This is a genomic window from Pseudomonas nunensis (genome assembly GCF_024296925.1).
Classification (GTDB): domain Bacteria; phylum Pseudomonadota; class Gammaproteobacteria; order Pseudomonadales; family Pseudomonadaceae; genus Aquipseudomonas; species Aquipseudomonas nunensis.
This window is the reverse complement of record NZ_CP101125.1, coordinates 6,802,593-6,820,255: the sequence shown is the minus strand read 5'-3', so window position 1 is coordinate 6,820,255 and position 17,663 is coordinate 6,802,593. Positions and strand designations below refer to the sequence as shown.

16 protein-coding genes are annotated in these 17,663 nt (G+C 60.6%); 5 read left to right on the top strand and 11 right to left on the bottom strand.

The annotated features are described in order from the left end of the window. Positions 1-159 precede the first annotated feature (159 nt). A complete protein-coding gene (locus NK667_RS30120; RefSeq protein WP_054044712.1) occupies positions 160-789 on the top strand; it encodes a glutathione S-transferase in 630 nt (209 codons plus the stop codon). A 193-nt stretch (positions 790-982) separates the two neighbouring features. Here the strand turns inward: NK667_RS30120 and creD are convergent, their stop codons facing one another. Further along, positions 983-2,353, bottom strand: a complete 1,371-nt coding sequence (creD, locus tag NK667_RS30115; protein WP_054616857.1) for a cell envelope integrity protein CreD — start codon at positions 2,351-2,353, stop codon at positions 983-985. Positions 2,354-2,590: 237 nt separating this feature from the next. On the opposite strand from creD, the gene NK667_RS30110 reads away from it, so the two are divergent. Next, on the top strand, positions 2,591-3,610 hold the full coding sequence (locus NK667_RS30110; RefSeq protein ID WP_054616858.1) for an acyltransferase family protein: 1,020 nt from the start codon (positions 2,591-2,593) through the stop codon (positions 3,608-3,610). Here NK667_RS30110 and creC read toward each other — a convergent pair. The 3 genes from creC to rloA2 are packed head-to-tail and all read right to left on the bottom strand — an operon-like array spanning position 3,607 to position 6,271. Next, positions 3,607-5,025 (bottom strand): two-component system sensor histidine kinase CreC, encoded by a 1,419-nt coding sequence (gene creC, locus NK667_RS30105; protein ID WP_054616859.1) that lies wholly within the window; start codon positions 5,023-5,025, stop codon positions 3,607-3,609. The genes NK667_RS30110 and creC overlap by 4 nt on opposite strands. Further along, positions 5,025-5,705 carry a two-component system response regulator CreB gene (gene creB, locus NK667_RS30100; RefSeq protein ID WP_054616860.1) on the bottom strand — a complete coding sequence of 227 codons (681 nt, stop codon included), beginning with the start codon at positions 5,703-5,705 and terminating at the stop codon, positions 5,025-5,027. The genes creC and creB overlap by 1 nt, the downstream gene beginning before the upstream one ends. Positions 5,706-5,764: 59 nt before the next feature. Next, positions 5,765-6,271: a retropepsin-like aspartic peptidase RloA2 gene (rloA2, locus tag NK667_RS30095; RefSeq protein WP_054044197.1), complete on the bottom strand. Its 507-nt coding sequence runs from the start codon at positions 6,269-6,271 to the stop codon at positions 5,765-5,767. A 299-nt stretch (positions 6,272-6,570) separates the two neighbouring features. Here rloA2 and NK667_RS30090 point away from each other — a divergent pair, with 299 nt between their 5' ends. Then, positions 6,571-7,458, top strand: coding sequence for an acyltransferase (locus NK667_RS30090; protein WP_054616861.1), 888 nt, complete (start codon positions 6,571-6,573; stop codon positions 7,456-7,458). Position 7,459: 1 nt separating this feature from the next. Here NK667_RS30090 and NK667_RS30085 read toward each other — a convergent pair whose 3' ends face one another. Further along, entirely contained in the window at positions 7,460-8,017 is a 558-nt protein-coding gene (locus NK667_RS30085; RefSeq protein ID WP_054044199.1) for a DUF2780 domain-containing protein, read from the bottom strand. Positions 8,018-8,253: 236 nt separating this feature from the next. Between NK667_RS30085 and NK667_RS30080 the strand changes: the two genes are divergently transcribed. After that, positions 8,254-8,928: a sigma-70 family RNA polymerase sigma factor gene (locus NK667_RS30080; RefSeq protein WP_054616862.1), complete on the top strand. Its 675-nt coding sequence runs from the start codon at positions 8,254-8,256 to the stop codon at positions 8,926-8,928. Beyond that, positions 8,925-9,599, top strand: a complete 675-nt coding sequence (locus tag NK667_RS30075; protein ID WP_054616863.1) for an anti-sigma factor — start codon at positions 8,925-8,927, stop codon at positions 9,597-9,599. The genes NK667_RS30080 and NK667_RS30075 overlap by 4 nt, the downstream gene beginning before the upstream one ends. A gap of 214 nt (positions 9,600-9,813) precedes the next feature. On the opposite strand, the gene fdhA is transcribed toward NK667_RS30075, so the two are convergent. The 6 genes from fdhA to NK667_RS30045 form a co-directional block, all read right to left on the bottom strand. Beyond that, entirely contained in the window at positions 9,814-11,013 is a 1,200-nt protein-coding gene (fdhA, locus tag NK667_RS30070) for a formaldehyde dehydrogenase, glutathione-independent (protein WP_054044201.1), read from the bottom strand. Positions 11,014-11,221: 208 nt separating this feature from the next. Further along, the gene (gene purU / locus NK667_RS30065; RefSeq protein WP_054044202.1) at positions 11,222-12,079 is read right to left on the bottom strand and encodes a formyltetrahydrofolate deformylase; all 858 of its coding nucleotides are present in this window, start codon (positions 12,077-12,079) and stop codon (positions 11,222-11,224) included. A gap of 139 nt (positions 12,080-12,218) precedes the next feature. Continuing rightward, positions 12,219-12,851, bottom strand: coding sequence for a sarcosine oxidase subunit gamma (locus NK667_RS30060; protein WP_054044203.1), 633 nt, complete (start codon positions 12,849-12,851; stop codon positions 12,219-12,221). 190 nt (positions 12,852-13,041) lie between these two features. Further along, positions 13,042-16,059, bottom strand: coding sequence for a sarcosine oxidase subunit alpha (locus NK667_RS30055; protein ID WP_054044204.1), 3,018 nt, complete (start codon positions 16,057-16,059; stop codon positions 13,042-13,044). Continuing rightward, positions 16,056-16,385, bottom strand: a complete 330-nt coding sequence (locus NK667_RS30050; RefSeq protein WP_054044205.1) for a sarcosine oxidase subunit delta — start codon at positions 16,383-16,385, stop codon at positions 16,056-16,058. The genes NK667_RS30055 and NK667_RS30050 overlap by 4 nt, the downstream gene beginning before the upstream one ends. Positions 16,386-16,399: 14 nt before the next feature. Beyond that, positions 16,400-17,650 carry a sarcosine oxidase subunit beta gene (locus NK667_RS30045; RefSeq protein WP_007947735.1) on the bottom strand — a complete coding sequence of 417 codons (1,251 nt, stop codon included), beginning with the start codon at positions 17,648-17,650 and terminating at the stop codon, positions 16,400-16,402. Positions 17,651-17,663: the final 13 nt, after the last annotated feature.

Genomic DNA, 17,663 nt, shown 5'->3' with positions numbered 1-17,663 from the left:
GCTCGCGAAAGCGGTGTGTCATTCAGCATCAATGTTGACTGACACGACGCCTTCGCGAGCAAGCCCGCTCCCACAGGGGGTTCCGTGTGCATTTCTGATCTTGAGCTATCGAACCAACGCGCTATGCTGCCCCGCATTGCCACCGACCGAGACGCTGCCATGTCCGCCCCGAGCATGACCCTGTTCTACAACACCGCTTCACCCTTCGCCCGCAAAGTCATGGTGCTGCTGCACGAGACCGGCCAAACCCAGCGCGTAGCCCTGCAACTCAGCCAACCGACGCCGGTCAGCCCGGACCTGGCGCTCTGCGAAGACAACCCGCTGGGCAAGATCCCGGCCCTGCGCCTGGCCGATGGCAACGTGATCCATGACAGCCGGGTGGTCCTCGACTACCTCGATCATCAGCACGTCGGCAATCCGCTGATCCCGCGCGACGGTCCGGCCCGCTGGCGTCGCCTGACCCTGGCCTCCCTGGCCGACGGGATCATGGACGCGGCGGTGATGATTCGCTACGAACAAGCCCTGCGCGCCCCGGAAAAACACTGGGACCAGTGGCTCGACGGCCAGCGCGAGAAGATCCGCCGCGCCTTGGTTCTGCTCGAAGCGGACGCGATTGCCGAGTTGACCAGCCATTTCGATGTGGCGGCGATCAGCGTGGCGTGTGCCCTGGGTTACCTCGACTTTCGCCATCCTGACCTGGACTGGCGCGCAGCGAATCCGAAACTGGCCGAGTGGTTTTTCGAGGTGAGTCAGCGGGCTTCGATGTTGGCGACGATGCCTAAGGTTTAGAGCTTCGCTGACTGTTCGGGCCTCTTCGCGAGCAAGCCCGCTCCCACATTGGTTTTATGTTGTTCATACAATCCCCTGTGGGAGCGGGCTTGCTCGCGAAAGCACCAGCGCGGTTCAACTGGCAAGAACTCGACAATCCGTGTCACCAGGTTTTCCCTCCAGCGCTGATCCTCGCGCAACCCCAGCGACCGGCTCATTCCACCGCTCCCATATCAAACTCCAATGGCTTGGCCGTCTTCGCCCCGATCCCGTACCAGTCCAGTTTGCGGGTCAGCACCATGAACACACCCAGCAGCCCGAACAGCAACAGCGAGCCCATCAACAGCGCGTAATCCTCGGCGCTCAGCAAGCCATAAAGCAGACCGTACAACGCCGCCAACCCCGCCGAAAAACTCAAGCCATGGCGCACGCTGCGCAGCACGTGGCAGACATAGAAGCCGATCAGCAACACACAACCGCTCGCCGACAACAGGTACGCCAAGGCAAAGCCAATGTGCTCGGACAACGACAGCAGCAACAAGTAGAAGAACGCCAGGGCCACGCCAACCAGTGCGTATTGCACCGGGTGCACTGCCAAGCTTTTCAGCACTTCGAAGAGGAAGAAACCGGCGAACGTCAGCACGATAAACAGCAGCGCGTATTTGATCGCCCGATCACTTTTCAGGTACTGGTCCACCGGGTCGATGAAGCTCACGCCGAAGCTGCGGGCGTTGAACGCTTCGCAACCGGCGCCGGCCGCGCAACTGCTCAACGCTTCTTGCAGGTTGGTGGAGAAAAACGAGGTCTGCCAATTGGCGGAGAAGCCCTGATCGCTGACTTCACGCTGGGTCGGCAGGTAGTTGCCGATGAAGCTTGGGTGCGGCCAATTGGCAGCGAACGACACCTTGCTGGTCTTGCCCACTGGCAGCACTTGCAACTGACCGGTGCCCTGCAAACGAAGGTCGAAACCGAAGGCCAATTCCGTGGCTTTTTTTGCATCCAGCGCCGGCAACATCACATGCACGCCTTCGCCCAAAAACCCGACCTGGCTACCCGGAACGAAGTCCAGGCGCTGGCCATCGAGTTCCAGTTTCAGTGCGTTCTCGATGCCGCGAATATCGCTGATGCCGACGGCCAGGAATGGCTGGTCGAACTGATAGTCGGCGAAGTCTTCCTTGATGCCCAGTTGTTCAGGGATCGAGAAATGCCCGCTGATGCGATTGTCGGCATGGAACAGCCGCGCTTCATAAATGCCCCGGGAACGCAGTTCGGTCTGGACGTTGCCATCCAGTTCAAAGCGTTCCGGCAGGAAGTACAAACGCCCCCGCTCTTCACCGACATCCTGATAACGCTCGTTGGTTTTTTCGTTGAGCTTCCAGCTGCGCACCACTTTGCGGTACGGCACCACCATCAGCGGCCCGCTCAATTGCTGGCTGTAACTGGAACTGCGGGCGATGTCTTCAAGCACGCCATCGCGCAGTTGCTGACGGTCCTGGATTACGCCGTTGATCATCAGCAACGGGATCAGCAATAACAGAATCAGCAGGGCAATCGCCCCGAGTTTGATGGTCAGGTTGCGGTTCATGTGGGTCTCTCCCTGTTCGAATGAGGGAGAGTCTGGGTTTGGTGTGTGGGGGTTTTGTGGAGGCTGTGTGGAGATTGCGTGGAAATGCCTGTAAAAGTCGTTTGCGCCTTGGCACACTGCGCGGCTTCAAGGCTGACTCCGATTATTTGATCTCCCGGGGAGATCATTTTCAGACACTTACAACCAAGGATTATGGCCGTTGGATTGCTCCAACCAGGTCAGGCAAGGAGTGCTGCATTGCGTAACAATTCGTTTGATCTGATCAGGCACCTCGCCGCGCTTATGGTCCTGGTCAGCCATCACTATGTGCTGGCAGGTATGAGCGAGCCCGCCATCCAAGGTTACAACTCGCTGGGTGGTATAGCGGTTCTTTGTTTTTTTTCGATTTCCGGGTTGTTGATTACGCTCAGTTATCTGAATACCGCCAGCCTTCAAAATTACTTGCTGAAGCGCGTTGCACGGATCTTTCCCGCACTCATCATTTGCTCATTCGTTATGACTTATGTGGCCGGGGCTTTTTTTGCCAGCGACTATGTTTCGGGGACGAGCGCCTTCATCGACTTTCTGCGAATTTCAGTGTTCGGGCGGGCAACTATTGATGAAGTGACCCACGACTTCATATTTAGCGAATCCTTCAACGGAAGCCTCTGGACGCTAAAGATTGAATTTGCTTTTTATATTCTGCTGGCGCTGGTCTTGACCCTTTATCGCAGCGCCTTGATGCCTTGGGCACTGCTACTGCTGTTTTGCATCGCGACCTATGTTCTGGGCAACTTCCCCATGAATGCACTGGCGCAGAAGCTTCTGGTGTATTGCGCCGCCGGCATCGCGTTTTTCTCCGGATCGTTGATCGCTTTCTATAAACAGCACTTCGATAGGGCGCGGACAAAGTTCATCGTCCTGGCAGTTGCCAGTCTTATAGTGTTTGTTTCTCTGGGTACTTCGGCGGCCTGGGTTCTGGCAACGCTGGGGATCAGCCTGGCGACCATCAGCCTGGGTTTGTTGTACGTTGATAAAACCATCAGGGGACGCTTCGACATCTCCTATGGCATCTACCTGTACGCCTTTCCCGTCCAGCAATTGATCATCAATAAAACGCAACTGGGCTTTTTTCCCTCGATGGCTGTTTCGGCGCTCATCGTCGTTGGCCTGGCAACACTTTCATGGTTGATCATCGAGCAGCCAGCGCTTGCTTTGGCGCATCGAAACACGCCTCGCAAATCGGTGCCCGCACCGCAGGTCTCCCAAGTACCTTAGGACAACCTGACCCGCGCCTCAACGCCACCTTGCACATTGGCGACCCACAGTTGGCCGCCATGCAACTTAACCACCTCTTCAACGAAGTTAAGCCCCAACCCCGTACTTTTACGCCCACTGTCCGGCCTCGGCAGCGAGTAGAACCGCTCGCTCAACCGCGGCAGCGCATAGTCGGGAATCGCCTCCGCCTGGTTGAACAAGCTGAACTCAATCCACTCGCCAACCCGCTCCGCGCTAAATCGCAAAACACCTTGGGCAGGCGTGAAGTCCAAGGCATTTTCCAGCAGATTGCCCAACGCCTGACGCAACAAAAACGGCTCGCCGACCAAGGCCAGATCCGCCGCAATCGTCTGCTCGACCCGCAACTGCTTGCCTTCGATTCGCGCTGCCTGAGCGTCCAGTAATTCGTTCACCAAAGCAGCCAACGGCACTTCAACCCGCTCTTCCAGACCTTGGCGCTGTTCGACCTGCGCCAAATTCAGAAGCCGTTCGATCAACTGCTGCATCCGCGCACTTTCGCTGTCGATGTTGCTGACGAAACGCTGCTGCTGGGCCAGCGGCATCTCGCCTTGCAGCAGTTCCGCCGCGCCGCGAATCGCCGCCAACGGGCTTTTCAATTCATGGGTCAGGGTGTGCACGTAGCGCTCGACGTAGGCCTTGCCTTCCAGTTGCGTGCGCATCTGCTCCACCGCCGTCGCCAGTTGTTCCAGCTCGCCGCCACGATAATGCGGCACTTCGACCCGGCGGCCTTCGCTGACGGCTTGGGCATAAGCGGTCAACCGTCGCAGCGCCGCGCTCAGCCACCACGACAGCAGCGCGCCGAACAACAGGCCGAGGCCGATCAACCCGGCGCCGTAAGCGAATAATCGGCGTTCCGTGCGATCGACGTAGGGCTGCAAGGAGCTGTTGGGTTTGGCCACGGTGACCACGCCGATGATCTGGCCGTTGTCGCGAATCGGCGCGCCGACGTGCATCACCGAGGAGCTCGCATCGTTGGGATCACTGCGGCTCGAACGCGCGCCGTACTCGCCACGCAGGGTCAGGTAGACATCGTTCCAGCGCGAATAATCCTGGCCCACCGCCACGCCGCTGGAGTCCAGCACCACGATGCCTTTGGCGTCGGTAACGTAGATGCGGTGGCTGACCTGATTCTTCGGCAAGCCCCAGATACTCGCCTTCGGTTGCCGCTCGCCGTACGCCTTGAGCAGTTGTGGCCAGTGATTCTGGTTGAGGGTGCCGGCCTTGAAGTCGTCGCGCAGGATTTCCGCCATCAGGTTGGCGGTGTCCACCAGGGTTTCTTCGGTGGACTGGCGCACACCGGGACGGATTTCCTGCATCACGGTGTTGAGCACGAAGTAACCGGTCAGGCCGATAAACAGCACGTAGACCAGGAAGATGCGGATGCCCAACGCCATCAGCTATGCCCCGGGCTGTAGCTGTAGCCGAGGCCGCGATGGGTCTGGATCGGTTCGGCGTCGGCCTGCACCAACCGCAGTTTGGCGCGCACGCTCTTGATGTGGCTGTCGATGCTGCGTTCATAACCGGCGTCGGCGGCCACGCCCAGGGCATCGAGCAGTTGCTCGCGGCTGAACACCCGTTCGGGTTGTTCGAGCAGGCATTGCAGCAGGCGGAATTCGTGGCGGGTCAGGCTCAGGGTTTGGCCGCGATAGGTGATCTGAACCCGTTCGCTGTCGATGCGAAACAGCGTCGATGCCGCCTCAGGTGCCGCGCGGGGCGCCATGCGTTTGAGGATCGCCCGGACCCGCGCCGCCACTTCCCGTGGGCTGAACGGCTTGACCACGTAGTCGTCGGCGCCGATTTCCAGGCCTACAACGCGGTCGATTTCACCATCACGGGCGCTGAGAAAAATCACCGGCACCTCGCTGAAACGACGCAATTGCTTGCAGGTCTCGAAGCCGCTGATGTCCGGCAGGCCGATGTCAAGAATGATCAGGTCGGCCGGGGTCTGGCGCTGATGCTCAAGCGCAGCCGCGCCGAGGCTCACCCAAGTGGTGGTGAAGCCTTCGCCCTGCAAGGCAAAAATCAACGTGTCGGCAATGGCCGCTTCGTCTTCGACTATCAGGATATGAGGCATGGTGTCCGAGCACGGCAGTTAAGTTGCGCAACGGTGGCCCAAGCCTCTCATCCCGTCAATCAGCAGTCGGGTTTGTCCGCGGTAAAGCGGCGTGCCGGGTTCACCGCCGCACCGAATTCGCGCAAGGCCTTGGCGCCGATCAGCAGCGGATAGTTGAAGCTGCTGCGGTCAGTGAGGTTGACCTCGACCGTGCGCTTGACGTTGCCCAGGCACAGCTCCAGATCGACGACTGGACGCTTGGTGGGGGCGGCCTCGTCCTTGTCGTCCTCGTCCTCTTCGGAGCGGGTCTTGATCTTGCTGATCCGCGAGATTTTGTGCTCGTAGACCTTGTTGCTCGCGTCCTTGGTGCCGAGGCGGAAACGCACCCAGTCGTCGCCGTCACGGGTGAACATTTCAATGTCCTTGGCCGACAGCGACGCGGTCAGGGCGCCGGTGTCCATTTTCGCCTTGAGGACTTCACCACCGATTTCTGGCAGCGCGATGTATTCGTAGCGCCCGTACAGGGTCGGCTCGGCGGCCATGACCGGCAGGGCCACGAGGGTCAGCAGTGCAAGGAGGGATTTCACGTAATGGGCTTCCTTGGGAAATAGGGGCGCAGAGGCCAAATTCTAGACCGCAAAACACAACGATAGTTGGACCAACGCAAACCTTTGTGGCGAGGGAGCTTGCTCCCGCTCGAGTGCGCAGCGCTCATAAAATATTTGGGGCCGCTTCGCAGCCCAGCGGGAGCAAGCTCCCTCGCCACAGGGATCTCCATCAGGCAGGGAGCATAACCGTTTAAAGGTGAAACATTCGTCACCGCCGATTTGGCCTGTCGCCCGAAGCTGCTTATCATGGCGCGCCCAAACGCTTCCAAGAGTTACTTATGCGCCGCCTGCTCACCGGCTGTTTCGTTACCCTGCTGCTGTTGCTCAACACCCTGGTCCTGTTCGGGCCGCTGATGGTGTTCGCCTTGCTCAAACTGATCCTGCCCGGACGCTTTCGCGACTATGCCTCGTGGTCGGTGATGTGGATTGCCGAGACCTGGGCCGAAATCGACAAACTGATCTTTCGCCTGTGCATCCCCACCCAATGGGACATTCGCGGCGGCGCGGACCTGCGCGGCGACACCTCGTATCTGGTGATCAGCAACCACCAATCCTGGGTCGATATCCCGGCGCTGATCCAGACCCTGAACCGGCGCACGCCGTTCTTCAAATTCTTCCTCAAGAAAGAATTGATCTGGGTGCCGTTCCTCGGCCTCGCCTGGTGGGCGCTGGATTACCCGTTCATGAAGCGCTACACCAAGGCGTTCCTGGCGAAGCATCCCGAGTTGGCCGGCAAGGATCTGGAGATCACCAAAGCGGCCTGCGAGTTGTTCAAGCGTCAGCCGGTGACGGTGGTGAATTACCTGGAAGGCACTCGTTTCACGGCGGCAAAAAGCGCTCAGCAGCAGTCACCGTTCACCCACCTGCTCAAGCCCAAGGCTGGCGGCGTGGCGTTTGTACTGGCGGCGATGGGCGAACAGCTCGACGCCATTCTCGATGTGACGGTGGTGTATCCGCAGCAAAAGATTCCGGGATTCTGGGATCTGATCAGCGGCAACGTGCTGAAGGTGATCATCGACATCCAGACCCGCGAACTGGACCCGGCGTTGTGGCAGGGGGATTACGAAAACGATCCGGTGTTTCGCGAAACGGTCCAGAACTGGGTCAACCAGCTCTGGATCGAGAAGGATCGGCGCATCGACGCGTTGCGCGCCGAGCGCCGCTGAATCAGCTACCGGAACCGGCGCCCCAGATCCCGCCCAGGCTTTCCAGCAGCGGGCCGCCAACGCCTTGGCCACCGAGGTATTGGAGGATCACCGGGGCGAATTGGCCGACCATCCCGCTGTCCATGCCCAACGCGCTGAACGCAGTGTTCAGGTCATTGGTGTTCTTCACGTTGCCCAAGGCATTTTCCAGGCCAGCGGATTTACCGGACGAGCCGAGCAACCCGCTCAGGGCACCCAGTTGACCGCCACCCGAGAGTTTGTCCAGCCCCGGCACGCTTTTGGCCAGTTGCGAGTAGTCGGTGGAGCTCAGTTGATTCTTCGCCAATCCCAGCATCGCCGCAGTGCCACCAACGGCCTGCTCGGGTTTTACATTCAACTGCGACGTCAGCGCGCCGAGCAGACCGGCGGTTTCCTGCGTCGGGGCGGCGGCAGTCGCGGCGTTACCGCCCTGCATGCTCGAAGCCGCTTTGGTCACATCGTCCAGGCTGAACCCGGCGAAGACCGGGCTGGCCGCCAAAGTCATAAGCGAAGCCAGTACAAAACCGCGTGAAATCTTCATCGAGACAACCTCTTTAGGCATAAACCACCCACCGATGGGCGGCGAAAAACTGTGCGTTCGACTGACATCCCGGAGGATTGTTCCCAATCCTCCCCTGTGGGAGCGGGCTTTGTGGCGAGGGGGCTCGCCCCCGTTCGGCTGCGAAGCAGTCGTCAGTCTGTTCATACGGTCTGCGAAAAAGCGGGGCCTCTTCGCGACCCAACGGGGGCAAGCCCCCTCGCCACAATCAAAAAAGAATGCCTGCGTGCTGCATCCAGTCTAGCCCCACGCACGTATATCAAACACGGACAGGAACAACCGCGCGCAGTGAACTAACCTCTTCGCAGCTCACCGCCGCTCCTTTGATTGCCTGGAGAACCGTTATTGCCATCGCCGACACCGATCAGCTCCGACAGCTTCTCGCCCAGTGCTCACTAGGGAACCGTCGCGCGTTCGAGACGCTTTATCGCAGCGTCGGCCCGCGCTTGTACGGCGTCGCCCTGCGTTTCATGGGCCGCCATGACTTGGCCGAAGAGGTGCTGCAGGAGAGCTTCGTGCGTATCTGGAACAACGCCTCGCGCTATGAATCGCATCTCTCGGCGCCGCTGACCTGGATGATCAACATCACCCGCAACCAGGCCATCGACCAGTTGCGCAAACACCGCGACCGGCCGTTGACCGATCTGGAGGAACTGGCGCTGGTGGATGAAAGCCCATCGGCCCACGAGTTGCTGAACCGTACCCGCGAAGCCAGCGCCTTGAACCGCTGCCTGGAAAGCCTCGACGGCATGCAGCGTCAATCGATCACCGTCGCCTATTTTCAAGGGCTGTCCTGCTCTGAACTGGCCGAACACCTGGCCGCGCCGCTGGGCTCGGTCAAATCCTGGATTCGCCGTGGCATGGAGCGCCTGCGCAGGTGCCTTGAATCATGAACTACCAGACCCCGACCCTGCGCCGCGCCCTTGCTGCTGATTATGCGATTGGCTTGATGCCCGCGGCGGCTCGTCGACGTTTTGAACAGTTGTTGCTGGAAGACGCGTCGTTACGCGCAGAATTGGCGCATTGGCAGGACAGCCTCGTCAGCCTGACCGAAGCGTTGCCCGAACAGCCGGTGCCGGAGCGTGTGTGGGAAGCGATCACTGCGCGGATCGAACCGCAGCATCTGCATGTGCCCGAGAAGCGTTCGTTCTGGAACTGGATACGGGTGACGGTTGCGTTGTGCTCGTTGGTGGTGGTCGTGTTCCTGAGCACGCTCTACAACCGCGACGATGCGCGCTACAGCGCCACCCTGATGAGCGCCGATGCACAGCCGGCGCTGAAAGTTGAGGCGCATGAGAATTACCTGAACGTTGAACCGCTGACATTGGCCGCCGTCACACCGGAGCAAAGCCTGGAGTTGTGGGCGATACCGGCGGATGGCAAACCGATTTCCCTCGGCGTGATTCCGCGCGGCGGCAAGGGCAAGGTTGAGCTGAACGAGGCGCAGCAGGCGTTGATCGGCAAGCCGATTGCGTTGGCGGTGAGTCTGGAGTCGAAGGGCGGCTCGCCGACCGGGCAACCGACGGGCCCGGTGCTGTATCAAGGGGCGTTGGTGGCGCTTTGAACGCGCTGATGAGCTTTTTGTGGCGAGGGAGCTTGCTCCCGCTCGGCTGCGCAGCAGTCGTCAACCGATCACCGCGTTAGAACTGATTCATCTCTGTGGATGGTTTTAGGGCCGCTTCGCGCCCCAACGGGGGTAAACCCCCTCGCCACAGGGGTTGTGTTCTCTCCAACAAAAACGGCGACCCGAAGGTCGCCGTTTTGCATTGCGTGAAGCCTTACGCCGCGCTGAACAACTTGTGCGGATCGATCACAAACTTCTTCGGTACGCCGGCATCGAACTCGCCGTAGCCACGTGGTGCGTCATCCAGGCTGATGACTTCCACACCGACGATGTCGGCGATGTGGATGCGGTCCCACATGATCGCCTGCATCAGCTGGCGGTTGTACTTCATCACCGGCGTCTGGCCGGTGTGGAAGCTGTGGGATTTGGCCCAGCCCAGACCGAAGCGAATGCTCAGGCTGCCCATTTTCGCGGCAGCGTCCACCGCACCCGGATCTTCCGTCACGTACAGGCCCGGAATCCCGATTTTGCCCGCCACGCGAACCACGCCCATCAGGGAGTTGAGCACGGTGGCTGGCGCTTCGTGTTTCACCCCGTCATGCCCGTGACCGCGCGCTTCGAAACCTACGGCGTCGACGGCGCAATCCACTTCTGGCTCGCCCAGCAGCGCGGCGATTTGTTCATGCAGCGGGGTGTCGAGGGACAGGTCAGCGATTTCGAAACCCTGAGCCTTGGCGTGCGCCAGGCGAATTGGGTTGACGTCACCGATGATCACCACCGCCGCGCCCAGCAGGCGAGCGGATGCAGCAGCGGCCAGACCGACCGGACCCGCGCCCGCGATGTACACGGTGCTGCCCGGGCCAACGCCGGCCGTCACTGCGCCGTGGTAGCCGGTTGGCAGGATGTCGGAGAGGCAGGTCAGGTCGCGGATTTTTTCCATCGCGCGATCACGGTCCGGCAGTTTCAGCAGGTTGAAATCCGCATAAGGCACCAACGCGTATTCAGCCTGGCCGCCGGTCCAGTCGCCCATGTCGACGTAACCGTAAGCGCCACCAGGACGAGCCGGGTTAACGCTCAGGCAGACGCCAGTGTGCATTTCCTTGCAGGAACGGCAGCGCCCGCAAGCCACGTTGAACGGAACAGAGACCAGGTCGCCGATTTGCAGGTTCTCGACGTCGCTGCCCTTCTCGATCACTTCACCGGTAATTTCATGGCCCAGGACCAGGCCGGTTTGAGCGGTGGTACGACCGCGCACCATGTGCTGATCGGAACCACAGATGTTGGTAGACACCACGCGCAGGATCACAGCGTGATTGATCTTCCTGCCACGCGGGTCCTGCATTTTCGGATAGTCGATTTTCTGTACTTCGACCTTGCCAGCGCCGAGATACACCACACCACGATTGCCAGACATGCTTTCACCTCGCTGTTGTTTTTATGTAGCGGTCGCGTCGCCAGACAGCGGCGGCGCGTTGATTGCTCGGGTTATTGCCTGTGTGTCTTGTGTTGTTTGTCATGCCGCCATCGCGAGCAAGCTCGCTCCCACAGTTGACCGTTGGTGTGACCGAGATCTGTGGGCAGACACAAATCCCTGTGGGAGCGAGCTTGCTCGCGATAGCAATCTAAAGAACGACGGTTCTGTTGGCGTTGAGGAAAACCCTGCGCTCAATGTGATAACCAACCGCCCGCGCCAACGTCAGCCCTTCAATATCCCGCCCCTTGGCGATCAGATCTTCCGGGTAGTGACTGTGGTCCACCACCTCCACGCCCTGGGCGATGATCGGGCCTTCGTCCAGGTCGTTGTTGATGTAGTGCGCCGTGGCGCCGACCAGTTTCACGCCCTTGTTGTAGGCCTGGTGATACGGCTTGGCGCCCTTGAAACCCGGCAGCAGGGAGTGATGGATATTGATCGCCTTGCCGTCGAGTTTGCGGCACAGCTCCGGCGACAGGACTTGCATGTAACGGGCAAGGATCACCAGTTCGGCGCCGGACTCTTCGATCACCTGCAACACCTGGCGCTCTTGCGACGGTTTGTCGTTCGGGTCCAGGGGGAAGTGGTAGTACGGAATCTGGTGCCAGTCCGCCAAGGGCTTGAGGTCCGGGTGGTTGGAGACCACGGCGGCGACGTCCATCGACAACTGGCCGATGCGCTGGCGGTAGAGCAAATCGTTGAGACAGTGATCGGCCTTGGAGACCATGATCACCACTTTTGGCCGGTAATTCGGTGCGGTCAGTTCGAAGATCATCCCGAAATGCGCGCCGCGTTCTTCGAGCCCGGCGCGGAAGGCCTGTTCGTCGAAGCCGTCAGGCTGGCGGAACTCCACGCGAATGAAGAAACGACCCGAGAGCCGGTCATCGAAGGAATGGTGCTCGGTGACGTAGCAGCCCTGCTCGAACAGAAAGCGGGTCACCGCATCCACGGTGCCGAGGACGCTTGGGCAATCGGCGGTCAGAATCCATGTGTCTGGGGCGCGGCTCATAGTGCGGTGACTCCTGTTGTTATGGGCAACCGCTTCGCGGTTGTTCGCGGGCAAGCCTCGCTCCTACAGTTTTGTGTCGTTCGCGAGAAATTCACACGACACGGTTCTGTAGGAGCGAGGCTTGCCCGCGAAGGCAATCTCAAGCCTGGACGCTAAGCCCGTACTCAGCCGCCGCATCCTGCAACCACAACCACCAGTAATCCGAGAAGCTGCGGCGGATCAGCAGTTCCCAGGTGTCTTCGGCGGTATGGCGGATCACCAGTTGCGACTTGGCGAACACCGTGCCGACCGCTTTACCCACCGGGAAGCTGTTGGGATGCACGTCGTAGCTGGTGGATTTCATCAGCACCTGGCGCACGTTCGGGCCGCTCAGCTCGAGGATCTGCTGGCCGCCGCTGACGTTGACGATCTGGATGTGCAGGTCGCCCAGCGCTTCACGGAGTTTCTGCTCGGCGGCGAACTCTTCACCGCTCGGCACGATCAGCAGCCATTCATCCGGCCCCATCCATTGCAGGCTGGTTTCGCCTTTGACGATGACGCTCAGCGCGCCCGGCAATTCGATGCCGAGGGCCTTGTGCACGCCAGCGCTGAACGCGGCGTCGTGGCCGTCGCCACGAATGGTCAGGTGGCCGAGGAGTTTTTTCTCACGCACGATCACGCCGGCGTTTTTGCGGCCCTTGCCCACCAGGCTGGCGAGGTCGGCATGATGCAGCGACGACTCGGCCTTGGCCCCGGTGGTTGGGCGTTGTTGGTACACATTGGCTGCGGTCATAAAGCACCTGTTCCTGAATTCTGTTGTGCGGTTGGTCTCAACCCTTGTGGTGACTGGGCTGCCGTCTTCGCGAGCAAGCCCGCTCCCACATTGATTGATGCCTGACTCAAATTCTCATAACGCCTGCGACCCTGTGGGAGCGGGCTTGCTCGCGAAAGCGCCAGCCAGCCCACCACAGGAACCGAGGTCATCAGATGTTCTGGCGATCACCCTTCGGATCGAAGAACACCGAAGAAACAATCTCCGCCTCGATCACGCTGCCATCGGCCAGCGGTGCGAACACCCGCTCACCCATGCGCTTCAAGCCGCCCTTGACCACACCCATGGCAAACGAATAGCCGAGGGAGTTGTGCGCGTAGCTCGAAGTCACGTGGCCGACCATGGTCATCGGGATGGTTTGTTTGGTGTTGAACACCAGTTGCGCCCCTTCCGGCAGCCATTTGGTCGGATCGATCGGCTTCAGGCCGACCAACTGTTTGCGTTGATCACGCACGCAGTCTTCACGATTCATCCCGCGCTGGCCGATCCACGAGAACGGTTTAGTGCGACCGACACACCAGCCCATGTTCAAGTCGTCCGGGGTCATCGAGCCGTCGGTGTCCTGGCCAACGATGATGAAACCCTTCTCGGCCCGCAGTACGTGCATGGTTTCGGTGCCGTACGGAGTCAGGTTGTACTGTTTGCCAGCCGCGACGATTTTCTCGAGCACGCCCATCGCATAGTCGGCCTGCACGTTGACTTCGTACGACAGCTCACCGGTAAACGAAATCCGGAACACCCGCGCCGGCACACCGCCGACCAGGCCTTCTTTCCAGGTCATGAACGGGAACGCTTCGTTGGTCAGATCGATGTCGGTGACTTCGCTGAGCAGCTTGCGGCTGTTCGGCCCGGACAGGGTCATGGTTGCCCAGTGATCCGTCACGGAGGTGAAGTACACCTTCAGGTCTGGCCATTCGGTCTGCTGGTAGATTTCCAGCCATTGCAGCACGCGTGCAGCGCCGCCAGTGGTGGTGGTCATCACGAAATGGTTGTCGGCGAGACAAGCGGTTACGCCGTCGTCGAAGACCATGCCGTCTTCTTTGCACATCAGGCCATAACGCGCCTTGCCCACGTCGAGCTTGGTCCAGGCGTTGGTGTAGATGCGGTTCAGGAACTCCCGGGCATCCGGGCCTTGAATGTCGATTTTGCCGAGGGTCGAAGCGTCCAGCAGGCCGACGCTGTCGCGCACGGCTTTGCATTCGCGTTTTACCGCGGTGTGCAGGTCTTCACCGTTTTTCGGGAAGTACCAAGGACGTTTCCACTGACCGACGTCTTCGAATTCCGCACCGTTTTTCACGTGCCAGTGATGCAGCGCGGTGAAACGTACCGGTTCGAAGATGTGCCCACAGTGACGGCCGGCCACGGCGCCGAAGGTCACCGGCGTGTAGTTCGGGCGGAACATCGTGGTGCCCATCTGCGGGATGGTCACGTTCAGCGAACGGGCGGCAATCGCCAGACCGTTGACGTTGCCGAGCTTGCCCTGATCGGTGCCGAAGCCCAGCGCGGTGTAGCGTTTGACGTGCTCGACCGACTCGAAGCCTTCGCGGGTCGCCAGTTCGATGGCGGCGGCGGTGACGTCGTTTTGCAGGTCGACGAATTGCTTCGGCGCCCGTGCGGTGTTCTTTTCATGCGGCACCTGGAACAGCGCCAGGGTCGGCTCTTCGAGACGGCTCAGGGCTTTCGGCAAGGTGCCTTCGACCACGCTGAAACCGGCTTCGCTGGCCGCGCGAGCGCCGCCTTCAAAACCATCGGCCAACGAATCGCCGAGGCCATAGACGCCGTTGATGCCACCGACGCACACGCGCTTCTGCGGTGCTTCGCCCGGTACGAAACCGAGGATGTCTTCACGCCAGGTCGGTTTGCCGCCCAAGTGCGAAGCCAAGTGCACCACCGGGCTGTAACCGCCGGACGTCGCGACGAGGTCGCAATCCAGCCACTCGCCAGGGCTGGTGACAGCGTGGCCTTTGACATCAATCGCCGCGATTCGCGCAGCAGTTACGCGCTTGGTACCGCGAGCCTCGATCACGGCACTGCCGGTCAGGATGCGGATGCCTTTGGCGCGAGCCTCCTCCACCAGCGCACCGCGCGGGTTGCTGCGGGCGTCAGCGATAGCGACAACTTGCAGGCTGGCATCGAGCCAATCCAGAGCCACGCGGTAGGCATGGTCGTTGTTGGTCGACAGCACCAGTTTCTTGCCTGGCGCCACGCCGTAACGGCGCACGTAAGTCGAGACTGCGCCGGCCAGCATGTTGCCCGGCACGTCGTTGTTGCCGTAGACCAGTGGACGTTCGCAAGCGCCGGTCGCCAGCACCACACGCTTGGCGCGAACCCGGTGGATGCGCTGACGCACCTGGCCAATCGGCGCGCGGTCGCCGAGGTGATCGGTCAGGCGCTCGTGAATGGTCAGGAAGTTATGGTCGTGGTAGCCGTTGACTGTGGCGCGCGGCAACAGCAACACGTCCGGGGTGTCTTTCAGTTCGGCGATGACGCTGGCAACCCATTCGGTGGCCGGTTTGCCGTCGAGGCTTTCGCGAGAGTCGAGCAGGCTGCCGCCGAACTCTTCCTGCTCATCGGCCAGGATCACACGAGCACCGCTGCGTGCAGCGGCCAATGCAGCGGCCAGGCCAGCAGGGCCGGCGCCGACGATCAGCACGTCGCAGTGCTGGTTCATGTAGTCGTAGGTGTCCGGATCGTTCTCGGTCGGCGAGCGGCCAAGACCGGCGGCCTTACGAATGTACTTCTCGTAAGTCATCCAGAACGATTGCGGGTACATGAAGGTTTTGTAGTAGAAACCCGGCGGCATCAGCTTGCCGCCGACCTTGCCGAGAATCCCCATCATGTCGTTGTTCACGCTCGGCCAGCCGTTGGTGCTGGTGGCGACCAAACCTTGATACAGCGCCTGTTGCGTGGCACGCACGTTCGGGATTTGCGTGGCTTCGGTAGCGCCGATCTGCAGCACCGCGTTCGGCTCTTCGGCACCGGCGGCGAAGATGCCGCGCGGACGGGAATACTTGAAGCTGCGACCGATAATGTCGACACCGTTGGCCAGCAAGGCAGCGGCCAGCGAGTCGCCTTCAAAGCCTTTGTAGACCTGGCCGTTGAAGGTGAAGCTCAGCACTTTGTTGCGGTCGATCCGTCCGCCGTTGGACAGGCGATTGATCTGGCTCATACCTTCTCTCCCAGAGCCGTCGTAGCCGCTTTCGAGCTATCGGTCTTGTCGGTGAATTGTGGCTTGGTGCCGATCTTGTAGGTTTCGAGAATCTCGTAGGTCACGGTGTCGCGGGTCGCGTTGAAGTACTGACGGCAACCGGCGGCGTGGATCCACAGTTCGTGGTGCAGACCGCGAGGGTTATCGCGGAAGAACATGTAGTCGCCCCACTCCTCGTCGGTGCAGGAAGTCGGGTCCAGTGGACGCGGGATGTGCGCCTGGCCGGATGCGTGGAATTCCTCTTCGGAGCGCAGCTCGCCGCAGTGAGGACAGAAGATATGCAACATGGGGATTTCTCCTGTTAGTGGGCAACCGCAGCAGCGCCGTGTTCATCGATCAACGCACCGTTGTGGAAACGGTCGATGGAGAAAGGTGCGGCCAATGGGTGCATTTCACCCTTGGCCAGACTCGCGGCAAATACGTTGCCCGAGCCAGGTGTTGCCTTGAAGCCACCGGTGCCCCAACCGCAGTTGAAGAACATGTTCGGTACCGGAGTTTTCGAGATGATCGGGCAGGCGTCCGGCGTGGTGTCGACGATGCCGCCCCACTGCCGGTTCATGCGAACGCGGGACAGTACCGGGAACATCTCGACGATGGCCTGGATGGTGTGCTCGATCACCGGGTACGAACCACGCTGGCCGTAGCCGTTGTAGCCGTCGATACCGGCGCCGATCACCAGGTCGCCCTTGTCGGACTGGCTGATGTAACCGTGCACGGCGTTGGACATGATCACGCTGTCGATAATCGGCTTGATCGGCTCGGACACCAGCGCTTGCAGCGGGTGGGATTCGATCGGCAGGCGGAAACCGGCGAGTTTGGCCATGTGCCCGGAGTTACCGGCGGTCACCACACCGACGCGCTTGGCGCCGATGAAGCCCTTGTTGGTTTCCACACCGATGCACACGCCGTTTTCCTTGCGGAAACCGATCACTTCGGTCTGCTGGATCAGGTCCACGCCCAGTGCGTCAGCGGCACGGGCAAAGCCCCAGGCCACGGCATCGTGACGGGCCACGCCGCCGCGACGCTGGACGGTGGCGCCCATCACCGGGTAGCGAGTGTTCTTGGAGCAGTCGAGGTACGGAATCTCGTCGGCCACTTGCTTGGCATCGAGCAATTCGCCGTCCACGCCGTTGAGGCGGTTGGCGCTGACCCGACGCTCGGAATCACGGATGTCTTGAAGCGTGTGGCACAGGTTGTAGACGCCGCGCTGGGAGAACATCACGTTGTAGTTCAGGTCCTGGGACAGGCCTTCCCACAGTTTCATCGCGTGTTCGTACAGGTGAGCCGATTCGTCCCACAGGTAGTTGGAGCGAACGATGGTGGTGTTGCGTGCGGTGTTACCGCCGCCCAGCCAGCCTTTCTCGACCACGGCCACGTTGGTGATGCCGTGTTCCTTGGCCAGGTAGTAGGCGGTCGCCAGACCATGCCCGCCACCGCCGACGATGACCACGTCATAGACCTTTTTCGGGGTCGGCGTGCGCCACATTTTCTGCCAGTTTTCGTGATGGCTGAGGGAGTGTTTGAAGAGGCCGAAGCCCGAATAGCGTTGCATAGTCATTTACTCC

Bases quoted from the DNA above. Each gene is read 5' to 3' on its own strand.
- NK667_RS30060 (WP_054044203.1), bottom strand. From the start codon at position 12,851: ATGACCGCAGCCAATGTGTACCAACAACGCCCAACCACCGGGGCCAAG.
- purU (WP_054044202.1), bottom strand. From the start codon at position 12,079: ATGAGCCGCGCCCCAGACACATGGATTCTGACCGCCGATTGCCCAAGC.
- NK667_RS30050 (WP_054044205.1), bottom strand. From the start codon at position 16,385: ATGTTGCATATCTTCTGTCCTCACTGCGGCGAGCTGCGCTCCGAAGAG.
- NK667_RS30090 (WP_054616861.1), top strand. From the start codon at position 6,571: ATGCGCCGCCTGCTCACCGGCTGTTTCGTTACCCTGCTGCTGTTGCTC.
- NK667_RS30045 (WP_007947735.1), bottom strand. From the start codon at position 17,650: ATGCAACGCTATTCGGGCTTCGGCCTCTTCAAACACTCCCTCAGCCAT.
- creB (WP_054616860.1), bottom strand. From the start codon at position 5,705: ATGCCTCATATCCTGATAGTCGAAGACGAAGCGGCCATTGCCGACACG.
- creC (WP_054616859.1), bottom strand. From the start codon at position 5,025: ATGGCGTTGGGCATCCGCATCTTCCTGGTCTACGTGCTGTTTATCGGC.
- NK667_RS30075 (WP_054616863.1), top strand. From the start codon at position 8,925: ATGAACTACCAGACCCCGACCCTGCGCCGCGCCCTTGCTGCTGATTAT.
- NK667_RS30080 (WP_054616862.1), top strand. From the start codon at position 8,254: ATGCCTGCGTGCTGCATCCAGTCTAGCCCCACGCACGTATATCAAACA.
- NK667_RS30085 (WP_054044199.1), bottom strand. From the start codon at position 8,017: ATGAAGATTTCACGCGGTTTTGTACTGGCTTCGCTTATGACTTTGGCG.
- creD (WP_054616857.1), bottom strand. From the start codon at position 2,353: ATGAACCGCAACCTGACCATCAAACTCGGGGCGATTGCCCTGCTGATT.
- NK667_RS30120 (WP_054044712.1), top strand. From the start codon at position 160: ATGTCCGCCCCGAGCATGACCCTGTTCTACAACACCGCTTCACCCTTC.
- NK667_RS30055 (WP_054044204.1), bottom strand. From the start codon at position 16,059: ATGAGCCAGATCAATCGCCTGTCCAACGGCGGACGGATCGACCGCAAC.
- fdhA (WP_054044201.1), bottom strand. From the start codon at position 11,013: ATGTCTGGCAATCGTGGTGTGGTGTATCTCGGCGCTGGCAAGGTCGAA.